We start from the raw sequence: 21,932 nt of genomic DNA, 5'->3' as shown, positions 1-21,932 counted from the left end.
CTGAAGGACGGGGTTTTACGGTGCTTTGGATAAACAATACCCTCGATAAATATCAAGGGTATTGATGTCAGCCCAATAGGTTATTTCTTCACTTTAATTAGTGATAAAGCATTTCATGAACAATATCTTCCCCTTTCATTGAATAAGGGTAATAGGTTGGCCAATTAGTTAGCTCTTTAAGTAATTCATCTTGTGAATTATTTCCCATATATAGATGAAAATGCTGTGCTTTTTCTGGTGCAATAATATGATCGCTAAACTGAATAAACCGTGGAGCTTGGCTGTTGGCATCGTCACATCTAAACAGATAGCGAACACCTTTTTTACCCGATTGATAATGTAGAATACGATAACCATCATAGTGATATTCACAGCTATCAACTTTATCACCACGATGAAACTCTACGATATTATTCTCAATACCAATCATATCAACATCGGTTTTATAGCCTTGTGTATAGTAAGCTCGATATTGTTCTACTGTTTTATCTTGCTTCGTCTCCGCTTTCTTTTGCAAAACGATATCTAATTCGCCACTACGCAGATAGGGTTCAACAGATTGCCATACGCCATCCCAATCGCTTAATGAGCGATTGAGAACGTCCTTGTCCTCAAAAATCCCATTCGCAGCATCTATTTGTGCTTGTGTGCGTACTTTTTCATGATGATGTCCATGTGCCAAAACAGACATAGCACTACCTAAAAAACCCATAATCAAAAGACAAGAAAGGATTGGTTTTTGCATAGGTTACCCCTGAACGGCTTTAAAACGTGGATTTGATTTGCAAATTACATACAGACGTCCACGACGGCGTACCACTTTACAATCAGGGTGGCGCAGCTTCGCACTCTTTAATGAACTTAATACTTGCATTTTTTTCTTCCCTAATTAACAAATCGGCCAAAACGCTTATTAAAGCGTGCCACATTACCTTCTTGAGAATGTGTTTTTTGTTTACCGGTATAAAATGGATGAGACTGAGAAGAGACATCTAAAGTGACATAAGGATAGCGTTGCCCCTCATACTCAATAGTTTTATCAGTTTGAATGGTTGATCCCACTTTAAAATAAGCATCTACGCTAGTGTCATGAAAAATGACCGTACGATATTGTGGATGAATATTTTCTTTCATACCCGCCCTCTTTATGTGATGTTATAATATAACAATATTGAGTTGCGATAATGTAGCGCCTTTTTATTTTAATGGCTAGTTTTTTTGATCCTTTTTTTTATATACCTATTAGTGATAGTGGCATCTCTACATGTTGCAAGGGGTGAGGCAACATAGAACATTTGATTAAGCAGAGTAAGTCTATTCAAAAAATAAATGCTAAACATTCACCACATTATGCCGTTGAATAGATAACACTCAGTATTCTTCTGTCTCGCTTAATCCCACAACTATAGACGATTAAGCATCGGGTGCTTTTGGTAACACCTTCAAGGACGTAATCAAATTAAAGAGATAATTCTGAAAAGAATTCAGGGAGCAGGTAAGGATCATGGTTCGTGCTAGTATGGCAACAAGAAATAAAAAAGAGGTTACAATTAGTGATAGTGATTCACAGTTCAATCATGAGGTGAATATGGGCAAATTCCCAGGCTTACATCGTCGAGCAATCGTTGTTATTGCCATTATTTTGTTAGTCGTTTTTTTCTGGCCAACAAGTGAAAATACCACCCCACCTCAACCCTCATCTTCGACACAAGATCTTCCTGTGCCTGTAGCACCTTCTGTCTCAAATGAAACACAAAATGTCCCTAATACACTACCACCAGCACAAGATAGTCTAAATGCTGAGCAAGAGACAGAAGACTTACCAGAAGAAGGTGAAGCCAATAATACCAATGACAATACGCCAGTAAACACAACGCCTCAAACACCGTCAACCGCGACTGAAAATTGGCAAACTTATACCATTAAAGAGGGGCAAACCCTTGCACAACTATTTAGAGATAATCAGTTGCTTGTCAATGATGCGTTTACTATGGCGAAATCAGAAGGCCCACAAAAGCCGTTAAGCCAGTTACGCGCCGGACAAACCATTCGTTTACAACGAGGTTCACAAGGTGAAGTGAGCATGCTTGAAGTGACTGACAATACCGGTACTGTTATTACCTTCACTCGGCTAAGTGATGGTAGTTATTATCGTACGCCATAGTGTCAACAAGCGGTGTGGAGAATAGAGCAAATAACCTATATAAAAAACGCCAGCTAAGCTGGCGTTTTTCTATCAACATAACTGTTTAATCTAATGATTATTCAGCAACGATGATTACATTCAGTTCAGCGAATACGTCACTGTGAACTTGGAAGTGAACTTCGTGGTCACCAGTTGTACGCAGAACGCCGTTTGGCAGGCGAACTTCGCTCTTACAAATTTCAACGCCAGCTGCAGTTACTGCATCAGCGATGTCACGTGTACCGATTGAACCAAACAATTTACCTTCGTCACCCGCTTTAGAGCTGATAGTGACAGAACCCAGCGCAGTGATTTTCGCTGCACGAGCTTCAGCTGCTGCTAAAGTTTCAGCTAATTTAGCTTCTAACTCAGCACGACGCGCTTCGAAAAACTCGATGTTTTTCTTAGTCGCAGAAACAGCTTTACCCTGTGGGATTAAATAGTTACGAGCATAGCCCGATTTTACGTTAACCTGATCACCCAGGCTACCCAGATTCGCTACTTTATCAAGCAGAATAATTTGCATTACCTTATCCTCTACAAGTCATTAATGGACTATATAATACCTATTACTGATGACGATCAGTATAAGGTAATAAAGACAGGTAGCGCGCGCGCTTGATAGCACGAGCCAGCTGACGCTGGTATTTTGCACGAGTACCGGTGATACGGCTTGGTACAATTTTACCACTTTCAGTGATATAGTTTTTCAGCGTAGCGATGTCTTTATAATCAATCTCTTGTACGCCTTCCGCTGTGAAACGGCAGAACTTACGACGACGGAAATAACGTGCCATATGGCTAGTCTCCAGAATCTATCAATTCAATCTGTTCGGCATGCAATACCAGTTTAAACAATCCATTTCTCGCCTGATGGCTACTAATGAATCCTGAAACGGTAACTTTGCTACCGACCGTTATACTGTGAGTATCAGTTTGTAACGCTTTCCCACTGGCAATAATGGGCATTCTGCACCATGATTGTCTTTTTAATCCCGCTTCTTCTTGTGTTGAACGATGCTCAATCACAAATTGGCAATGCGGGATCCCAGCAGGGCTAACTTTTCGTATCAATGCTTTGCACACAGTGCCTGTTAGCACTAATCGATTAGCCGTCACAACACTAATTACTCTTCAGAATCCTCTGCTACATCATCAACTTCTTCTTCATCAAGATCTTCAGCAACATCGCGACGACGTTCGTCTTTTGCTTTAACCATTGGTGAAGCTTCAGTCACTGCGTGTTTAGTACGCATGATCATGTTGCGGAGCACGGCATCATTGAAGCGGAAAGTAGTTTCCAGTTCATCAATCACTTCTTGCGGAGCTTCAACGTTCATCAGAACGTAGTGTGCTTTGTGCAGTTTGTTGATTGGATAAGCCAGTTGACGACGACCCCAGTCTTCGAGACGGTGGATCTGACCATTAGCATTAGTGATAGCGGTTTTATAACGTTCGATCATACCAGGAACTTGTTCGCTCTGGTCTGGGTGAACCATAAAAACGATTTCGTAATGACGCATTTGATATTGCTCCTTACGGATTTATCAGCCTCCTGTCAGGGTCAGTCACCACCCATGGAGGCAAGGAACTTGTTTAAGTGTGACTGAAAAAATTGACGCGTAACTATACCCCCCCACGCAATAAAACTCAAGGGAGGAAGAGAATAAAATACGCGCAGTGTTATTTTACAGAAATACGCTGACGCATTGCTTCAAATAAACAAACTCCGGTTGCCACGGAGACATTTAATGAAGAGACTGAGCCTGCCATAGGAATACTGATTAACTCATCACAATGTTCGCGGGTTAAACGGCGCATTCCTTCACCTTCAGCCCCCATAACCAAAGCTAAAGGCCCTGTGAGTTTGCTTTGATATAATGTATGATCCGCTTCCCCCGCGGTGCCAACAATCCAGATGTTCTCTTCTTGTAATAAGCGTAAAGTACGTGCCAGATTGGTTACACGGATCAAAGGTACGCTTTCTGCAGCACCACAAGCGACTTTTTTCGCCGTGGCATTTAATTGAGCTGAGCGATCTTTTGGTACAATGACTGCGTGAACACCAGCCGCATCAGCACTACGTAAGCATGCGCCTAAGTTGTGTGGATCAGTCACACCATCTAACACTAATAGAAAAGGTGTACCTACTTCAGCTAATAAGTCCGGTAAATCTTGTTCTTGGTACTGACGACTAGGTTTTACCTTAGCAATTATCCCTTGGTGAACCGCACCTTCAGTTTGATTATCTAACCATTGGCGATTAGCAACTTGAACTAAAATCCCTTGTTCTTCCAGCGCATGGATCACCGGCATTAAACGACGATCTTCGCGTCCTTTTAACACATAAACTTCTTTAAAACGTATCGGATCACGCTCAAGCAGTGCTTTTACTGCGTGAATACCATAAATAATATCTTCGCTCATAGCGGTTGTTACTCGTTAAAAAATAAAAGGCACAATAACAGATAAAAGGCGGAAAATCCGCCTTTTTAATAGGAGTCAAACAGTGAATGACTTCGTTGTATAACTACGCTTTAGTGCGTTTCGCCGCACGTTTGGCTTTTAATTTCGCCTCTATCTTTTTGGTTTGTGCAGAGGCTTTTTTGCGTTTAGTACTCGCCTTGTCCTTCGCAATTTTCTCTTTAATGACTTTCTCTTTACTCTGTTTTTCTTTACTTGATTTACCTTTTCTAAAGGCACTATCAGGTTCAAAGTTTTTGTCTTTGCTGGCATCACGACGACGAGACTTACTACTGCTCGCATTTTTCTTGTCTTTTCCCCCTTTTAACGCACGAACACGTGCTGTTTTCCCGGGGTTACGTGCTTTACGTGTTGTTGAAATCAATGAGAAGTCAATAGTACGTTCATCCATACTGACCGCTTCAACTTTCACTTCAACTTCATCACCCAGACGATACACCTGACCGGATGACTCACCAATTAAACGCTGTCCAACATTATCAAATTGATAGTAATCATTATTTAATGTGGATACATGAACAAGACCATCAATAAATAGATCGTTTAAGCGCACAAAGAAACCGAAACCAGTGACACTGGTAATAATACCGGTAAATTGCTGACCTATTTGATCAAGCATAAAATCACATTTCAGCCAATCAGCCACATCACGGGTTGCTTCATCCGCCCGACGTTCAGTTAAAGAGCAGTGTTCCCCTAACTGAAGCATGGTATCCATATCACTATGATAGCCACCTGTTGGTGTCCAGCGCTGTGAGCCATGGCCTTGCTGTTTCGCTATCTGGTATTTAATAGCACGATGTAGCGCTAAGTCAGGATAACGACGGATGGGTGAAGTGAAGTGAGCATAAGATTTTAATGCTAAACCAAAGTGACCTCGATTTTCAGGATCGTAAATCGCCTGTTTCATGGAGCGCAATACCATGGTTTGTAGCATTTCGTGATCTGGACGCTCTTCGACTTCTTTCATGACCCGCGCATAATCGCCTGGCTCCGGTGTTAATCCTCCCGGTAACGTTAAACCCAGTTCATTAAATACCGAACGTAAATTCATTACGCTCTCTTCTTTGGGTTTATCATGCACACGATATAACGCAGGCTCTTCATTTTTCTCAACAAAACGCGCCGCCGCAATATTGGCTAAAATCATGCACTCTTCAATTAATTTATGTGCATCATTACGTACAACCGGTTCGATACGATCGATACGACGTTCTGCATTGAAAATAAATTTCGCTTCTTCCGATTCAAAACCAATGGCACCACGCTGTTCACGCGCCTTATCGAGGGCTTGATATAGCTCATAAAGGTGCTCAATATCTTTTACGATTGGTTGGTAGTGCTCACGTAACTCTTCATCACCTTGAATGATTTTCCATACTTTGGTGTAAGTCATTCGCGCGTGAGAGCTCATTACGGCTTCATAGAATTTATAAGATGAAAGGCGCCCCTGTTCAGAAACGGTCATTTCACAAACCATACATAAACGGTCGACTTGTGGATTTAATGAACATAATCCATTCGACAGTACTTCTGGCAGCATAGGGACAACTTGAGAAGGGAAATAGACCGAATTGCCTCGGCTACGAGCTTCTGTGTCTAATGCAGTTTGAGGGCGTACATAATAGCTCACATCTGCAATTGCCACCCATAAACGCCAGCCCCCGCCTTTTTTACGCTGGCAATAAACGGCATCATCAAAGTCTCGCGCATCTTCACCATCAATGGTAATTAAAGGGAGATCACGCAAATCAACGCGACCTTGTTTCGCTGACTCTGGCACATCCTCTTTTAAATCAGCGATTTCTTTTTCTACTTTAGGTGGCCAAGTATGAGGAATTTCATGGGTGCGTAGTGCAATTTCTACCGCAATTCCCGTCCCCATAGTTTCACCTAAAATTTCAACAATGCGTCCTACCGCTTGAGTACGCCGTGTTGGTCTTGTGGTAACTTCAACCACCACCACATTCCCCATACGTGCGCCCATGATATCTTCTTTAGGGATAAGAATATCAAAACTTAAACGGCTATCGTCAGGTACCACAAATCCCATACCTGACTCAATAAAATAGCGCCCAACAATTTGGCTGTTTCTGGGTTCAAGAACACGAACGACGCGACCTTCTCGACGCCCTTTTCTATCCATGCCTAGGGGTTGCGCTAAAATCACATCACCATGCATGGTTTTTTTCATTTCATCTTGTGAAAGATAGAGATCATCCTTTTGGCCTTCCGCACGTAAAAAACCATAGCCGTCACGGTGACCGATAACTTTACCTTTCCAAAGATCGAGGCGTTCAGGTAAGGCATAACACTGACGTCGAGTAAAAACTAACTGACCATCTCGTTCCATAGCCCGTAAACGACGACGTAATGCTTCCAGATTTTCTTCACCTGAAATTTTCAATGCCTGCGCGATATCTTCACGGCTCATCGGGGCCGGGCGTTTCTTCATTTCTTCTAAAATAAATTCACGACTAGCAATTGGAGAGGCGTATTTTTCGGCTTCTCTATCCTGAAAAGGATCTTTGGACATTATGACCTCCAAGCTATCAGAATGATGAAATTGTCGACTCAAACATCTTCCAATAACAATTTATATAAGGGGCTGTTGTTTTCTACCAATTCAGCCAGTGTATGACGGTCTAGCTCTTTCAAAAACTGTTCTATCGCTTGATTTAATACAAGTTTTAATCGACAAGCTGGGGTGATATGACAAAACTCAGCACTACAGTTAACCAGTGAAAGCGGCTCTAAAGCACGAACGACCTCGCCGACAATAATATCAGCGGCAGGTTTACCTAAGCGTATACCACCATTTTTTCCACGTATCGCTTCGACAAATCCCATATGACTTAGCTGATTAATAATCTTAACCATATGATTACGTGACACACCATAGACCTGCGTCACTTCGGTGATGCTCGTCATTTTGCCTTCTGGCAATGAAGCCATATATATCAACGCCCGCAATCCATAATCTGTAAAACTGGTTAATTGCACAATGACCTCTGAAAAGTAAAACTCCCAGTTAAAGAAGTTAAAGGATAAATAATGAGTAATGAGAATATCATTTTATTAAGCAATATTATGTTTAATTTTTGGACATTTAGCAAAGATATACTCAAAAGTCCGCGCTTTTAGGCTTACTCACCAAAACCATTAAAATAATAGCGATATCACAGGCAAAGAAAAAGCGATCCTGTCGCTTTTCAACAGATCGCTTCTCTTAGTTGACAACAAAATAACGTTATCTTATTTCACTTCTGACCATAGCCCTAAAACAAAAACGCAACCGAGCGGGAAACTGTTTCTCGTTTTATTGCTAATCAACATAGTGACTCAGTTCGGCTTTGTTACAGATACGAAAAAATCGCCCCTGTCATTTTCAGGGACGATTTTCACATCAAACCAATTAATACAATAAATTATGCATCAAATGGATGACGGAGAATAATCGTTTCTGAACGATCTGGACCTGTAGAAACGATATCAACAGGCACACCAGTTAACTCTTCAACGCGTTTAATATAATTTAACGCGGCTTGTGGTAACTGTGCTTTATCTTTTACGCCGAAAGTGCTTTCGTTCCAGCCAGGCATAGATTCATAAATAGGCTCAATACCTTCCCAATCATCTGCTGCTAATGGTGTAGTTTCAATCACTTCGCCATTTGGTAAGCGATAACCTACACACACTTTAACTTCTTTCAGACCATCTAAGACATCAAGTTTGGTCATGCAGAAGCCTGACAATGAGTTGATTTGAACAGCACGGCGGATAGCAATAATATCTAACCAACCAGTACGGCGACTACGACCTGTTGTTGCACCGAACTCTTGGCCTTTTTCACGCAGGAAATCGCCGGTTTCGTCAAATAATTCTGTAGGGAATGGACCTGCACCAACACGGGTAGAATAGGCTTTAATGATACCTAATACATAACCAACATAACGAGGACCTAAGCCGGAACCTGTTGCAACACCACCTGCGGTCGTATTTGAAGAGGTGACATACGGATAAGTACCGTGATCGATATCTAATAGAGTACCTTGCGCCCCTTCAAACATCACTAACTCACCTTTTTGTGTTGCTTTGTAAAGTAAGTCAGAAACGTCAACAACCATCCCAGTTAAGATATCAGCGATCGCCATGATATCGTCTAAGGTTTTTTGGTAATCAACAGGCTCAACTTTGTAATAATTAACCAGTTGGAAATTATGGTATTCGATGATCTCTTTAAGCTTCTGAGCGAATGCTTTTTTATCAAATAGATCACCAACACGTAAACCACGGCGTGCGACTTTATCTTCATAAGCAGGGCCAATACCACGACCCGTAGTACCAATCGCTTTCTCACCACGCGCCTTTTCACGGGCATTATCTAATGCAATGTGATAAGGCAGAATTAATGGGCAAGCTTCTGACAGCAGTAGACGTGAACGAACAGGAATACCACGCTCTTCGAGCTGTGTCATTTCTTTCATCAGTGCTTCTGGCGATAATACGACACCGTTTGCGATGATGCTGACAACATTTTCACGAAGAATGCCTGATGGGATTAAGTGGAGAACGGTTTTTTCACCGTCAATGACTAGGGTGTGACCTGCGTTATGTCCGCCTTGGTAACGAACAACATACTTAGCACGTTCTGTCAGCAAGTCGACGATCTTGCCTTTGCCTTCGTCACCCCATTGGGTGCCTAATACGACAACGTTATTACTCATTTCAAAATACACTCGGTTGCTTAAAAAAGGATTCTACCATCTCAATTCAAGAGTTACAGTAGATTTTATCTAATTATGCCATCCCCGCTTTTAAGCAATAGATTATCTTGCCATTGTCAATATTTTTGCCCGAAAAAACCACATCACAAGATATTTGTGATTTTTATCAACAGTTTTGATCGCAAAAACAGGAAGCAGAGTGACATAAAAGTGAAAATGGCTAAGAAGACGCCTCGGGATTGCCGAAGGTTTATCTTGAAATGCAATTTTCACTTTATACTATCTCAGCTAAAGGCAATTTGGAAATGGTTGCGAGCGATTTTTCGTTTCATTCAATAATAAAAAACGATTTTCTTTATTCGTTTTAATTCTATCTGCTTGATTAAAAGCTAAAAAAATCCCCTAAGTTTTATCTTAGGGGATGATTATTTATTTTGTTGAACGATGACGATTACTCTTCAATCGCTCTCGCTTTAGTTGGTGCTTTCATATAGCGTAAGAAATCGCTATCTGGACTTAACACCATGACGTCATTACCGTCTTTATTAAAGCTATTCTCATAAGCACGTAAGCTACGGATAAACGCATAGAAGTCAGGATCTTGACTGAATGCATCAGCAAATAGTTTAGTTGCTTGCGCATCCCCTTCACCTCGAATACGTAACGATTCACGCTCCGATTCAGCTAAGGTTTCTGTCACTGTTTTATCTGCTGCAGCACGGATTTTCACCGCTTCTTCTTGACCTTGTGAACGGTGACGACGAGCAACCGCTTCACGCTCTGCACGCATACGTTGATAAATGGCTTCAGAAACTTCCATTGGTAAGTTGATTTGTTTGATACGAACATCAATCACTTCAATACCTAATGCCGCCATACTGTTCATATTGATAGCAGGAGCTTTACCTTTGGTCTCTTCGGCCACTTTCTTCGCAGCAATAGCAATAGCATCATCTGCATCACTTTTATCACGAGAAGGTGTACCTTCATTCAACGCATTACGCACATCAATGGTTAAACGACCACGTGAATCAGTGATAATTTGGTTTACACTCATACGACCAATTTCAGAGCGTAAACGGTCACTAAATTTACGACGCAATAAGGTTTCTGCTTGCATCGTATTACCACCACCAGTAGCTAGGTAGTAAGTACTAAAATCACTGATACGCCATTTCAGATAAGAGTCAACTAACAAGTCTTTGTTCTCACCTGATAAGAAGCGATCTTGCTGGATATTCATCGTTTGGATACGCGCATCCAGTTTTTTCACATTCTCAATAAATGGAATTTTAAAGTGAATACCCGGTTCATAAACGACCGGTTTATTTTCACCATCACGTACCACTTTCGAGAAACGTAAAATAATACCGCGTTCATATTGTTGCACGACAAATACTGAGGAGTACAACAACGCTAAAATAATAACTGCAACAACAGCGATAACTTTACGCATGATTATTGTCCTCCTTGATTAGAGCCATAAGGCTGACCATAACCACCACTATTATTGCTACCATATCCACCGTTACCATAAGTTGTTGCTGGTTTCTGAGTAGGTGTTGTGTTGGTACTTGGCGTAGGGGTTGAAATACGCGCAGGTGCCTCTGTGACACTATTAAATGACGTTGGCGCTTTTGGTTGCTGGCGTAACATTTGCTCTAAAGGCAGAACCAACATACTGTTACCTTTGTCATTGGCAATGACTTTACGTGTTTTCGACAACACTTTTTCCATTGTTTCAATATACAGACGCTCACGAGTAATTTCCGGTGCAGCGCGATATTCAGGTAAGATTTTGGCGAAACTTGCCACCTCACCTTCTGCTTTCATCACCACACTCGTTTTATAAGCGGTTGCTTCTTCAATCATACGTTGTGCGTTACCTTTCGCTAATGGTAACACTTCGTTTTTATAAGCCTCAGCCTGACGAATGGTTTTCTGCTCTTCTTCTCGTGCCGCAATTACGTCATCGAATGCCGCTTTTACCGCTTCTGGTGGGCGAGCAACTTGGAAGTTGACGTCCACAATGGAGATCCCCATTTTATAAGGGCGGATCGTCTCTTCTAATTCTTGACGGGTTTGATCACGAATTTCTGAACGGTTCGATGTCAGGATCTTTTCCATTTCTGAACGACCAATTACACCACGGACGGCACTGTCTGTCGCTTGTCCTAGGCTATTCATTGGCGTTGTGACATTAAAGAGAAATGCTTCTGGATCTGAGACAACATATTGAACGTTTATCTCAACTTGAACCATGTTTTCATCTGATGTCAACATCATGCCACCCGTAGTTAAATCACGGATAGTTTTTACGTTGACAGGCTGAACTTCATCAATGAAAGTCGGTTTCCAGTTTAAACCAGGCTCGACGATTTGGTAAAATTTACCGAAACGAGTCACAACACCTTGTTCGGCTTCTTTAATGGTATAAAAACCACTGGCAGCCCAAACGACAACCACTGCACCTAATGCAAGAGAAACTAATACGTTTCCAGCATTACCACGAGGTCCGCCATTTTGCCCAGAAGAGGAGTTTCCTCCTTTTTTACCACCGAAACCGCCAAGTTTTGCACTCAGTTTCCGGAACAAATCATCGAGATCTGATGCTTTACGATCCCGACCTCCTTGATTACCGTTAGAGTTCCCGTCGCCGTTATTATTACCGCCGTTTCGGTTCCCCCACGGGTCGCGGTCTTGTCCGTTGTTACCGGGCTGATTCCACGCCATGTTCTAGCTCCATTATTATGATTAGATTTATCAGGCTTAAGAGCCGATTTCATCGCCAGCTCTCAGTTAATGTTCTTTAGTATGGCCAATTATCAGACCACGTAATCCAATAAAGTAGGCTCCTGCTTGCAAAGTCGATGCCAGTCTACCATAGGCATTCGGGTGATTAGCCCAACTTTACCGTCTTTTTCAATCCATTCACGCTCAATAGCCTGTAATTGATAAAAACGGCTACGTAATCGCCCTGCTTCTTCTGGCGGTAAACGCAATTCAACGTGTGCGATCTCACCTGAAAGGCGCTCTGTCAACGCCTGATATAACAGAGGAATACCTTCACCTGTTTGTGCAGAAACCCAAACCCTAACAGGTAAATTATCTTCATTTCGATCAATTCTTGGGGTGAAGTCCTCAAGAAGATCAATTTTATTCATCACATACAGTGTCGGTATCTCGTGAGCATCAATCTCTTCTAATACATTTTCAACTGCATGAATGTTCTCTTCAAAACGGCTATCAGCGGCATCAATAACATGAAGAAGCAATGTCGCTTCACGTGTTTCTTGTAGCGTTGCCTTAAATGCCGCCACCAGATCATGAGGTAGATGTCGGATAAAACCAACCGTATCAGCTAACACCACGGTACCAACATCATCGACCTGAATTCGTCTTAAGGTAGGATCCAGTGTCGCAAACAACTGATCAGCAGCATATACATCAGCACAGGTTATACGATTGAATAAACTCGACTTACCCGCATTGGTGTAACCCACCAGAGATAACGTTGGAATATCAGCTTTACTTCGCGCTTGTCGTCCTTGTTCACGCTGACGTTCAACTTTGCCTAGACGCATTAGAATTTGACTAATTTTGCCTCTGAGCAAACGTCGGTCCGTTTCAAGCTGTGTTTCGCCAGGGCCACGTAATCCAATCCCCCCTTTTTGTCGTTCTAAGTGTGTCCACCCTCGAACTAAACGGGTTGATAAATGACGTAACTGAGCGAGTTCTACCTGTAGCTTTCCTTCGTGAGTTCTTGCTCGTTGAGCAAAAATATCGAGGATAACTCCCGTGCGATCAACCACACGACATTCACAAAGTCTTTCCAGATTTCGTTCTTGTGCCGGTGAGAGTGCGTGATTAAATAGCACCACATCTGCACCACTCGCTTTTACTGCTTCTGCGATTTCTTCCGCTTTACCTTCTCCCACATAATATTTGGAGTGAGGCGCTCTACGGCTCCCTGTAATAATTTGAACTGGTTTTACACCGGCAGATGTCACCAAAGATTCAAACTCTTGCAAGTCATCAATATCCTTTTCTTGCGAAAAGAAAACGTGCACTAAAACGGCTAATTCGCCACCTTCATAACGATCAAACAAAGGCGAAACCTCATGGACTTTATAAAAACAGGAAAAACATAGGTAAAGTCTCCCTACCTATGTTTTTATTATATTAAGAATAATATTTGATAATTATTCTGCAACATCATCCTGCTGAGTCGCGTTACCGCCACTGTAGTTTGTACCCGCTTGGTTGGTACCTGTATTGCTATGATGAGAAACAGGACGAGAAGGTACTACGGTAGAGATAGCATGTTTGTATACCATCTGACTAACAGTGTTTTTCAGCAGAATAACAAATTGGTCAAAAGATTCGATCTGACCCTGTAATTTAATGCCGTTTACCAAATAGATTGAAACAGGGACCCTTTCACGACGTAATGCGTTCAGAAAAGGATCTTGCAAAGATTGCCCCTTAGCCATTCTATGTTTTCCTTATTTTGTTGTTTTATACTAGAACCTAATGGTTCGAAAAAATGAACTACTCAAAAATTGCACTTTAGCAACTATCAATTTTACACAAACCTACCATCTATGCACTAACTACCTGCAAAACAGTGTTAAGAGACTGTTCAAAATCTTCACTATCTAACCAATGAACATCATGCCAACCTCTTAACCAAGTGATTTGTCGCTTCGCTAATTGCCGGGTAGCGCAGATCCCTCGATAAACCATCTCATCATAGTCGATTTCGCCGGATAAATATGACCACATCTGGCGATAGCCGACACAACGTATAGAAGGTAAATCTTCATGCAGATCGCCCCGTTGGTATAATGATTTTACTTCATCTTCAAAGCCACACGTTAACATCTGTTTAAAACGTGCTTCAATGCGTTGATGAAGTACATTTCTATCTTTCGGAGCAATCGCAAACTGATAAACATCATAAGGCAATGCTTCGCCTGATATTTGAGTTAATTCTGTCATCGATTTACCTGAAATCAGGTAAACTTCCAGTGCACGAGAAAGGCGTTGAGGATCATTAGGATGGATCCGTTTGGCCGCAACGGGATCGACGGATGCTAGCTCTTGATGAATTGCCTCCCACCCTTGTTCGGCTGCTTTTTTTTCGATTTCAGCACGAATTTCTGGATTAGCACTGGGTAAAGGCGATAAGCCTTCTAATAACGCTTTAAAATATAGCATAGTCCCGCCCACTAATAGTGGAATTCGTCCTGCAGCCGTAATTTCTTCCATTGCTTTTAACGCATCTTTACGAAAGTCTGCGGCAGAATAAGGTAATGCGGGATCTAGAATATCAATTAAACGATGTGGTGCAAGCGACTGCTCTGTCTCATCCGGTTTCGCAGTACCAATATCCATACCACGATAAATAAGAGCAGAATCAACACTAATAAGATCAACGGGCAGTTTTTGTCTTAGCGCAATGGCTAATGCGGTTTTACCAGAGGCTGTTGGCCCCATCAGAAAGATTGCTTTAGGTTTTATTTGCGTTTTTACTTCGCTCATTATTCAGTGCCGCTACCACAGGTTGTAATTCTATTAATTGTAATAAGTTTTTGGACGGCTGTCTGACATATTGTGGACATAATCGTTCAATATCAGCCAATAATCCTACTGCCTGAGCCTGTGACCAAACACCCGACTCATGACTTAACTGTTTTGCTAACCAATGCCCAATTTGTTGTTTAGAGCATAATTTTTCTGTTGCCAAATAAGCTAATAGCTTTGTCAGTAATACAGGTAAATTTTGCTGTCGCAAAGGCAACGAGACCGCGTGGATCGTCGCTTTACCATGAGAGATGTCGATAACAATCCCAAAATCACTGATTAACGCCTGAAACTGTTTAAATGTATTAATTTCATCTTTACTGAGTGTGACTTTTAAAGGCACTAGCAAAGGTTGGGGTTTCAAATTTTCATTTTCTGGCAATAACTGGGCACATTTTAACAGAAAATCAGCTTCTTCCAATGCTAACAGCCCTAGACCTTGCGAAGATTCAATTAACGCATATTTCTGCTGATAAATCGCCAATACCCGGCCAAAAGTATAATCTGTTTGCGCTACGCTGGCATTAACAGAACGAGGCACCACTGAAATTACATTTGTTTCATTGTTATTAGTTGTATGACCAACATCAACCAAATTCAATGGGGGACGAGGGGGAAATAGGGGTATTTTTTCTTTATTTTCAACATCGCTCGCACTTTCTTGCATCATTTTTTGATAAAGCATGCCTTGCGTACGTTGATAACTCTCACCAAACTGACGTGTATCTAGCGTTTTTTGGGGACTCTTTTGCGTATCTGTTAACCCTTTTCCTGCACTTCCTTGGTAAGCTCCCGTGCTCTTTTTTTGCGTAGATGAGGTTACTGGTGCTTGATAAGGCTGCGAAAAAACATTTTCTCCCGCAACTTGGCGATTTTCAGGAAATGTTGTGGCAGTTAAAGCCCCATTATCCTCTTCATCTAAAGATAACGTATCTTCTGTAACCTGCCTTAACACACTCAGGACAGCTTGATAGATAAAATCGTGTACTAAGCGCGATTCGTGAAAACGCACTTCATGTTTGGCAGGATGCACATTGACATCCACTTGATGAGGGTCGACGGTTAAATAAAGCACATAAGAGGGTTGCTGTTCACCTTGCAAATAACCCTCATATGCTTGACGAATAGCATGGTTAATCAATCTATCGCGCATCATACGCCCATTGACATAACAGTACTGTACTTCACTGCTTTGCACTGGAGCTAAAGGATGCTCTACCCAGCCTTTTATTGCCAGATCACCATGCTCCCACGTCAGTTGCATTGCTTGATCAACAAAATGATTACCACAGATAGCACTTAAACGACGATGATGCTGATGAGTTTCTTTCGCAGCGCGATATTGACGCACACGCTTACCGTTGTGGGTTAAATTAATTGACACATCAAAGCGGGATAAGGCTATACGACGTACTACTTCATCTATATGACCAAACTCTGTTTTTTCGGTACGTAAAAATTTACGTCTTGCAGGAGTGTTATAAAAAAGATCGAGCACTTCAACTGTGCTCCCCACCGGATGTGCTGCTGGCTTGACTGCCACTGTCATATCACGCCCTTCGGCGTAGGCTTGCCAAGCCTCCTCCTGAGATGCGGTACGAGATGTTAAGGTTAAACGTGATACAGAGCTGATACTGGCTAAGGCTTCACCACGAAACCCCATGCTCATAATGGCTTCAAGATCATCCAGTGTCGATATTTTGCTTGTTGCATGGCGAGCAAGTGCTAACTTCAAATCATCACGGGAAATGCCGCATCCATTATCGCGGATACGAATTAGCTTAGCGCCACCTTTATCGATATCGATATCAATTGTTGTCGCACCCGCGTCTAAGCTGTTTTCAAGTAACTCTTTAACAACAGAAGCGGGTCTTTCAACGACTTCCCCTGCTGCAATCTGATTTGCTAACTGAGGAGGTAATAAATTAATCGCCATTACCTTATCCCACGTTTATCTTTATTTTGGCCCATTCTGTAAGGGATGAGCGAGAAAGTAATTTTTTAATCCGGCATAGATTGAAGCGGCTAATTTCTCTTGGTAAGCATCTGAAATCAGCAATTGTTCCTCAGCGGCATGACTAATAAAACCTGTTTCGACTAAAATAGACGGAATATCAGGTGAACGTAAAACCCCTAAGCTGGCGTGCTCTGGTGTTTTTTTATGTAATGATCCTACTTTTCTAAGTTCAGATAACACCGCTACCGCAACGTCATAGCCTACACGCTGTGAATTACCAAATTGTAAATCTAATACTGCTTGGCTTAAATAGGGATCAACCCCTTCTGCGAGTGCATCACCAGCGCCACCGAGAAGCTCTGATTGTTTTTCGCTTTGTTCAAGCCATTTACCTAATTCACTATTCGCGCGACGATTTGACAATACCCAAACAGATGCCCCGCGCGCACTGCGATTAGGTGCAGAGTCGGCATGAATAGACACTAACATATTGGCACCTTGCTTACGGGCCACTTCAGAGCGTCCAGCAACAGAAATAAAATAGTCGCCATTGCGGGTTAAAACGGGTTTGAACATAGGATCATTACGCAAAATCGCTTCTAATTTTTTTGCCACTCTTAAGGTAACATCTTTTTCACGATTACCTTTTTGCCCAATAGCGCCGGGATCTTGCCCCCCATGCCCTGCGTCAATCGCAATAATTATTTGCCGATCGCTCGATGCGGGCTTATTCGAGGTTGTGCGAGGCTTTACCGGTACTACAGGTGCAACGGGTTGCTTAGGTGTACTCACTAAAGGCGCCATCTGTTGATTAGCCACCGTATTTGTGGCTTTGTTTGCTGATAACGCCACTACACTGACCGTCGTTGATGTATTGTTATTTTGTCGAGCATTAATAGGTTTGATAGTAAGTACTAACTTATATTCACCATTGCTATTTAACAAGCGCTCCGTCACCACCACTGGTTTGGCAAGCTCTACCACCATACTTTGATATTGGCTATCTTTTGATTGTGTCGTGCGAATTTTCTGTGCTAATTGCTGACGATTTAATGTCACAGGTAAACCCGTTATTTGGCTACCTTGCTTAAAATCCATCACTAACCTATCTGGATTTTTCAGTGAGTAATATCTATAGCTTGGTTTCCCACCACTAAACGAAAATGTAAGTGTTGTAGCCACATCCCCATTTTCGGCCTTCACTTCTGTTACCGTAGCGGCTTGTGCTATTTGCACCACAAAAAGTGACAAAACAACCAACAAAAAGGTGGCAATATAACGCTGACATTGGCTCACAATAGTGATGAGACTCGACATAATCAATATTCCTTTATGCAGACTGAATACGGGATAAAACAGCATTCCCTCTCTGTGAAAGGGCAATAAAATGGGCTTTACGACCTTCATTTTCATAGCTTAAATGAAGCTCTAAATCCGCATTAGGTATAAACCCTTCCCCTTGAGAAGGCCATTCAATGAGACACAGTGGATCTTGTGCAAAATAGTCACGTATCCCCATAAATTCTAACTCTTCCGCTGAAGCTAAGCGATAAAGATCAAAATGATAGACTGGGCGTGGTGTCAGCATATAAGGCTCTACCAAGGTATATGTCGGACTTTTAACATGACCTTGATGACCTAAAGCTTGTAAAAATCCGCGGCTAAAGGTGGTTTTCCCGGCCCCTAGATCACCAAATAAATAAATAATAAGCCCTTGGTTATTTGTCGCCATTGCGACTGAATGCCCTAGTTTTACTGTTGCAGCTTCATTTTCTAATGTAACAACCCATTCTTTCATATTCATACAATCTATTGTTAGGTAATAACGACTTAGTTAATAGCATGTTAGAGCACATGCAAACAGACCATTTTTATATTCACTTAAAGTAAATTATTATCAGAATCAATTTCAAATAACCATACCATAAATCTATTTCTTACGAGGATTTTTCCTATCGTTGCACTATGATACACTGCGCACTCTTAGGACTCACCTATTAGCTATTATTTCGGTTGCTCATGTCATCACTCGATCTTCATCACCTTGCTCAAAATATAAAACGTTGGGGAACTGAACTAGGATTCCAACAAACAGGAATTTGCGATACTGATTTATCGCTCGAAGAGCCTCGTTTACAAGCTTGGTTAGATAAACAGTATCATGGTGAAATGGCATGGATGGCTAAATATGGCATGACTCGAGCAAGACCCCATGAATTGGTGCCGGGCACATTGCGTGTGATCAGCGTCAGAATGAACTATTTGCCAACAGATGCCGCTTTTGCTCGTACCCTTAATAATCCAGAGCAAGGCTATATTAGCCGTTATGCATTAGGTAGAGATTATCACAAAGTATTAAGACAACGCCTTAAAAAATTAGGTGAAAAAATTACGCAATATTGCCAACAGTTTGAATATCAAGGTATTGTTAATTTTCGCCCTTTTGTTGATTCAGCGCCGATAATGGAACGACCATTGGCCGTGAAAGCTGGCCTTGGGTGGGTTGGTAAACACTCACTTGTTATCAATAATCAGGCCGGCTCTTGGTTTTTTCTCGGTGAATTATTAATTAATTTACCTTTGCCTATTGATTCTCCCGTTGAAGAGCAATGCGGTAAATGTGTAGCTTGCATGACCACTTGCCCAACAGGCGCCATCGTAGAGCCTTACACCATTGATGCTCGTCGCTGTATTTCTTACCTAACGATTGAACTTGAAGGCGCTATTCCTGAAGAATTTCGCCCTTTGATGGGCAATCGTATCTATGGTTGTGATGATTGCCAATTAATTTGCCCATGGAATCGTTTTTCTTCGCTCACTGAGGAAGATGATTTTTCTCCGCGCCGTGCCTTACATACACCAGAATTGCTGGATCTATTCCAATGGAGTGAAGAAAAATTTCTGCGTATTACAGAAGGTTCACCGATCCGACGAATTGGCTATTTACGTTGGCTAAGAAATATTAGTGTTGCGTTAGGCAATGCCCCTTATCAGGACAAAATTGTACTGGCCTTGCAAGAGCGCTTTGGTTTAGGGGAGGTTTTAGATGAACATTTGCACTGGGCTATCGCCCAACAGAAAGCCAAAAGAGAAGAAAAAACACTAAAAATACAGACTTCACAACAAAAACGTCTAGTAAGGGCAATAACTAAGGGCCTACCTCGTGATGCTTAGTTTTTAACATGATACGCATACTCATAAGATGAGATAATTTCACCTGTGAATAAAATAAAAACTCTTTGTCTATCAATATGAAGAAAAAATTCAAGCGAAGTGTGGCACAAATTAAAAAAAATAAAAATAAACTTACTTATCAATTGGATAGATAAAAGCAATATTTAACTCACTAGCATAATATGCTAATGACTCAATGATAGCATCCTGTGGATAACTCTGTGCAGTAAAAAAATAAATTAGTGCTAGATGCAAGGATTATGAGCATCTTATTGTGGATAATTTATTTCGATAAGAATATTAAGATAAGTGGAACTCGGGCTCTTTTTTCCAAAGAAAAGTCATAAAAATACTTTTCTTCATAAAAAATACTCTTCAAAGTATATTTAACAGAATAAAAACCTAAACAACAAAAATTGATCTGAGGTTTAGCTCCCCCCTAAACGAGGAAAGGCGCACATTCTAGTGCTGGCTAAATAGAAATGCAAGCAAAGATCAAAGATAGATCACAAAAAAATAGCTTGATCTTTCTTGCTGTTATCGATTTCCCTTTTTCTGCACTGCAATGGGTCACTCGCTTTAAGTGTATTAGCTACAATCGCTGATCTGCACCTACCACAGTGTAGACTCATTTTTAAAAAGTGAGAGAGAAAATAAAGATTTTTTGGTTATATTTTATACAAGCATTGCTATTTCCTGTCCATAGTTATGTCCTTGTGACTTTTAGAATGCAATAGCTTTATTTGGGTGTTATTAAACAAAATAACGCTTTGTATTGTTGCTTATGCGTGACTGCTCCCCGCCCTGTTGAAGTGACCTCATAGAGTTGGACTGTTCATTAAGCGGTTTTCGCTAAAGGTTTTCTATATTGCATTTTAGCTTTTATCTCTTCACACTCAGATTAGACTTTTTTTAGACTTAATTTAGTCTTATTGATTAAGGTAGATATGCGTTACTCAGAACAAATCAAACCAATTAGTTATTTAAAAGCTAATGCCGCCGAAGTGATGACTAAACTCACTGAATCTGGTGCACCGATGATTATTACTCAAAATGGCGAAGCAAAAGCGGTTATTCAGGATATTACCTTTTATGAAGAGACACAGGAAACATTAGCCTTACTTAAAATATTGGCGTTAGGTCAGCAACAAGTTGAAGCAGGTGAAGTAAAAGATATAAAAAGCGTTGTTCAGCGTTTAAAAAGTAAAAGGAAATAATCGTAATGGCGTCCTATAAAGTGGTAATGACGAAAGATGCCGAAACAGACTTAGAGAACATCTATAACTATATTGCCGACCACGACAGCATAGATAATGCAGATTATGTATTAGATGAGCTGCTTAAGGTCACTAATACACAGGCTAACTTTCCTATGAAAGGCAGTATTCCAAAGGAATTACAAAGTTTAGGTATTCGTGAATATCAGCAAATCTTTTTTAAACCTTATCGTGTCATCTATCACACAATAGCAAAACAAGTGGTTATCTTTATTATTGCGGATGGCAGACGAGACATGCAAGCCCTGCTTACTCGGCGACTTTTAGGGTAAAAATATCTTACTGTATATTCTTATCATAGAGAGACAGGCCGACTTCTAAAAACAACTTAGCTAATGCTATTACGACAAACGCTTTGATTTATAAGAATTTACTGAGTTTATTGAAGTCTTTGGAAGAAGATTTGGAGCGGGAAACGAGACTCGAACTCGCGACCCCAACCTTGGCAAGGTTGTGCTCTACCAACTGAGCTATTCCCGCGTCGCTAATACTGATAACTATCGAAGAAAGATTGGAGCGGGAAACGAGACTCGAACTCGCGA

The 21,932-nt window shown here is 41.3% G+C and carries 23 protein-coding genes and 2 tRNA genes (1 of these 25 only partly in view); 4 read left to right on the top strand and 21 right to left on the bottom strand.

Going from position 1 to position 21,932, the window contains the following annotated elements; translation table 11 throughout:
* Nucleotides 1-97 precede the first annotated feature (97 nt).
* From zinT to HMPREF3129_RS12895, 3 genes are read right to left on the bottom strand one after another with little or no spacing between them, the layout of a single operon-like run.
* Nucleotides 98-745 carry a metal-binding protein ZinT gene (gene zinT, locus HMPREF3129_RS12905; RefSeq protein WP_036919603.1) on the bottom strand — a complete coding sequence of 216 codons (648 nt, stop codon included), beginning with the start codon at nucleotides 743-745 and terminating at the stop codon, nucleotides 98-100.
* Nucleotides 746-748: 3 nt separating this feature from the next.
* Nucleotides 749-874: a type B 50S ribosomal protein L36 gene (gene ykgO, locus HMPREF3129_RS12900; protein ID WP_004246277.1), complete on the bottom strand. Its 126-nt coding sequence runs from the start codon at nucleotides 872-874 to the stop codon at nucleotides 749-751.
* Nucleotides 875-885: 11 nt separating this feature from the next.
* Nucleotides 886-1,134, bottom strand: a complete 249-nt coding sequence (locus HMPREF3129_RS12895; RefSeq protein ID WP_004246279.1) for a type B 50S ribosomal protein L31 — start codon at nucleotides 1,132-1,134, stop codon at nucleotides 886-888.
* Between the two features lie 370 nt (nucleotides 1,135-1,504).
* Between HMPREF3129_RS12895 and HMPREF3129_RS12890 the strand changes: the two genes are divergently transcribed.
* On the top strand, nucleotides 1,505-2,164 hold the full coding sequence (locus HMPREF3129_RS12890) for an OapA family protein (protein WP_004249623.1): 660 nt from the start codon (nucleotides 1,505-1,507) through the stop codon (nucleotides 2,162-2,164).
* Between the two features lie 97 nt (nucleotides 2,165-2,261).
* Here HMPREF3129_RS12890 and rplI read toward each other — a convergent pair whose 3' ends face one another.
* The 16 genes from rplI to tsaE form a co-directional block, all read right to left on the bottom strand.
* A complete protein-coding gene (rplI, locus tag HMPREF3129_RS12885) occupies nucleotides 2,262-2,711 on the bottom strand; it encodes a 50S ribosomal protein L9 (RefSeq protein ID WP_004246281.1) in 450 nt (149 codons plus the stop codon).
* 43 nt (nucleotides 2,712-2,754) lie between these two features.
* Nucleotides 2,755-2,982, bottom strand: a complete 228-nt coding sequence (rpsR, locus tag HMPREF3129_RS12880; protein WP_000135199.1) for a 30S ribosomal protein S18 — start codon at nucleotides 2,980-2,982, stop codon at nucleotides 2,755-2,757.
* 4 nt (nucleotides 2,983-2,986) lie between these two features.
* Nucleotides 2,987-3,304: a primosomal replication protein N gene (gene priB / locus HMPREF3129_RS12875; RefSeq protein ID WP_004246282.1), complete on the bottom strand. Its 318-nt coding sequence runs from the start codon at nucleotides 3,302-3,304 to the stop codon at nucleotides 2,987-2,989.
* A gap of 8 nt (nucleotides 3,305-3,312) precedes the next feature.
* Entirely contained in the window at nucleotides 3,313-3,708 is a 396-nt protein-coding gene (gene rpsF / locus HMPREF3129_RS12870; RefSeq protein WP_004246283.1) for a 30S ribosomal protein S6, read from the bottom strand.
* A 160-nt stretch (nucleotides 3,709-3,868) separates the two neighbouring features.
* On the bottom strand, nucleotides 3,869-4,600 hold the full coding sequence (rlmB, locus tag HMPREF3129_RS12865; RefSeq protein ID WP_175437872.1) for a 23S rRNA (guanosine(2251)-2'-O)-methyltransferase RlmB: 732 nt from the start codon (nucleotides 4,598-4,600) through the stop codon (nucleotides 3,869-3,871).
* A gap of 115 nt (nucleotides 4,601-4,715) precedes the next feature.
* Nucleotides 4,716-7,205 (bottom strand): ribonuclease R, encoded by a 2,490-nt coding sequence (gene rnr / locus HMPREF3129_RS12860; protein WP_036919597.1) that lies wholly within the window; start codon nucleotides 7,203-7,205, stop codon nucleotides 4,716-4,718.
* Nucleotides 7,206-7,243: 38 nt separating this feature from the next.
* Complete coding sequence (gene nsrR / locus HMPREF3129_RS12855; protein ID WP_004249627.1) at nucleotides 7,244-7,672, bottom strand: nitric oxide-sensing transcriptional repressor NsrR; 429 nt, start codon at nucleotides 7,670-7,672, stop codon at nucleotides 7,244-7,246.
* A 425-nt stretch (nucleotides 7,673-8,097) separates the two neighbouring features.
* A complete protein-coding gene (locus HMPREF3129_RS12850; RefSeq protein WP_004249629.1) occupies nucleotides 8,098-9,396 on the bottom strand; it encodes an adenylosuccinate synthase in 1,299 nt (432 codons plus the stop codon).
* A 451-nt stretch (nucleotides 9,397-9,847) separates the two neighbouring features.
* Nucleotides 9,848-10,852 (bottom strand): protease modulator HflC, encoded by a 1,005-nt coding sequence (hflC, locus tag HMPREF3129_RS12845; protein WP_004246288.1) that lies wholly within the window; start codon nucleotides 10,850-10,852, stop codon nucleotides 9,848-9,850.
* 2 nt (nucleotides 10,853-10,854) lie between these two features.
* Nucleotides 10,855-12,129, bottom strand: coding sequence for an FtsH protease activity modulator HflK (gene hflK / locus HMPREF3129_RS12840; RefSeq protein WP_004246289.1), 1,275 nt, complete (start codon nucleotides 12,127-12,129; stop codon nucleotides 10,855-10,857).
* Between the two features lie 92 nt (nucleotides 12,130-12,221).
* On the bottom strand, nucleotides 12,222-13,505 hold the full coding sequence (gene hflX, locus HMPREF3129_RS12835) for a ribosome rescue GTPase HflX (protein WP_004246290.1): 1,284 nt from the start codon (nucleotides 13,503-13,505) through the stop codon (nucleotides 12,222-12,224).
* A 93-nt stretch (nucleotides 13,506-13,598) separates the two neighbouring features.
* Entirely contained in the window at nucleotides 13,599-13,889 is a 291-nt protein-coding gene (gene hfq, locus HMPREF3129_RS12830; RefSeq protein ID WP_004246291.1) for an RNA chaperone Hfq, read from the bottom strand.
* Between the two features lie 109 nt (nucleotides 13,890-13,998).
* Nucleotides 13,999-14,940 carry a tRNA (adenosine(37)-N6)-dimethylallyltransferase MiaA gene (gene miaA, locus HMPREF3129_RS12825; RefSeq protein WP_004246293.1) on the bottom strand — a complete coding sequence of 314 codons (942 nt, stop codon included), beginning with the start codon at nucleotides 14,938-14,940 and terminating at the stop codon, nucleotides 13,999-14,001.
* Entirely contained in the window at nucleotides 14,909-16,918 is a 2,010-nt protein-coding gene (mutL, locus tag HMPREF3129_RS12820; protein ID WP_036919594.1) for a DNA mismatch repair endonuclease MutL, read from the bottom strand. The genes miaA and mutL overlap by 32 nt, the downstream gene beginning before the upstream one ends.
* 21 nt (nucleotides 16,919-16,939) lie before the next feature.
* Nucleotides 16,940-18,256, bottom strand: coding sequence for an N-acetylmuramoyl-L-alanine amidase (locus HMPREF3129_RS12815; RefSeq protein ID WP_004253037.1), 1,317 nt, complete (start codon nucleotides 18,254-18,256; stop codon nucleotides 16,940-16,942).
* Between the two features lie 13 nt (nucleotides 18,257-18,269).
* Nucleotides 18,270-18,737: a tRNA (adenosine(37)-N6)-threonylcarbamoyltransferase complex ATPase subunit type 1 TsaE gene (tsaE, locus tag HMPREF3129_RS12810; RefSeq protein WP_036894015.1), complete on the bottom strand. Its 468-nt coding sequence runs from the start codon at nucleotides 18,735-18,737 to the stop codon at nucleotides 18,270-18,272.
* Between the two features lie 221 nt (nucleotides 18,738-18,958).
* Here tsaE and queG point away from each other — a divergent pair, with 221 nt between their 5' ends.
* The 3 genes from queG (at nucleotide 18,959) to HMPREF3129_RS12795 (ending at nucleotide 21,662) form a co-directional block, all read left to right on the top strand.
* Nucleotides 18,959-20,113 (top strand): tRNA epoxyqueuosine(34) reductase QueG, encoded by a 1,155-nt coding sequence (gene queG, locus HMPREF3129_RS12805; protein ID WP_004246297.1) that lies wholly within the window; start codon nucleotides 18,959-18,961, stop codon nucleotides 20,111-20,113.
* Between the two features lie 947 nt (nucleotides 20,114-21,060).
* On the top strand, nucleotides 21,061-21,330 hold the full coding sequence (locus tag HMPREF3129_RS12800; protein ID WP_017628768.1) for a type II toxin-antitoxin system Phd/YefM family antitoxin: 270 nt from the start codon (nucleotides 21,061-21,063) through the stop codon (nucleotides 21,328-21,330).
* A gap of 5 nt (nucleotides 21,331-21,335) precedes the next feature.
* Nucleotides 21,336-21,662 carry a type II toxin-antitoxin system RelE/ParE family toxin gene (locus HMPREF3129_RS12795; protein WP_036919592.1) on the top strand — a complete coding sequence of 109 codons (327 nt, stop codon included), beginning with the start codon at nucleotides 21,336-21,338 and terminating at the stop codon, nucleotides 21,660-21,662.
* A 132-nt stretch (nucleotides 21,663-21,794) separates the two neighbouring features.
* Here the strand turns inward: HMPREF3129_RS12795 and HMPREF3129_RS12790 are convergent.
* Nucleotides 21,795-21,870 (bottom strand) — tRNA-Gly (locus HMPREF3129_RS12790).
* Nucleotides 21,871-21,902: 32 nt separating this feature from the next.
* Nucleotides 21,903-21,932 (bottom strand) — tRNA-OTHER (locus tag HMPREF3129_RS12785) (it continues 52 nt past the right edge of the window).

Origin of the sequence: Proteus sp. HMSC14B05, from assembly GCF_001808035.1 — a bacterium.
GTDB lineage: Bacteria > Pseudomonadota > Gammaproteobacteria > Enterobacterales > Enterobacteriaceae > Proteus > Proteus mirabilis.
The sequence above is the reverse complement of the archived record's forward strand: the minus strand, read 5'-3'. Positions and strand labels throughout refer to the sequence as shown.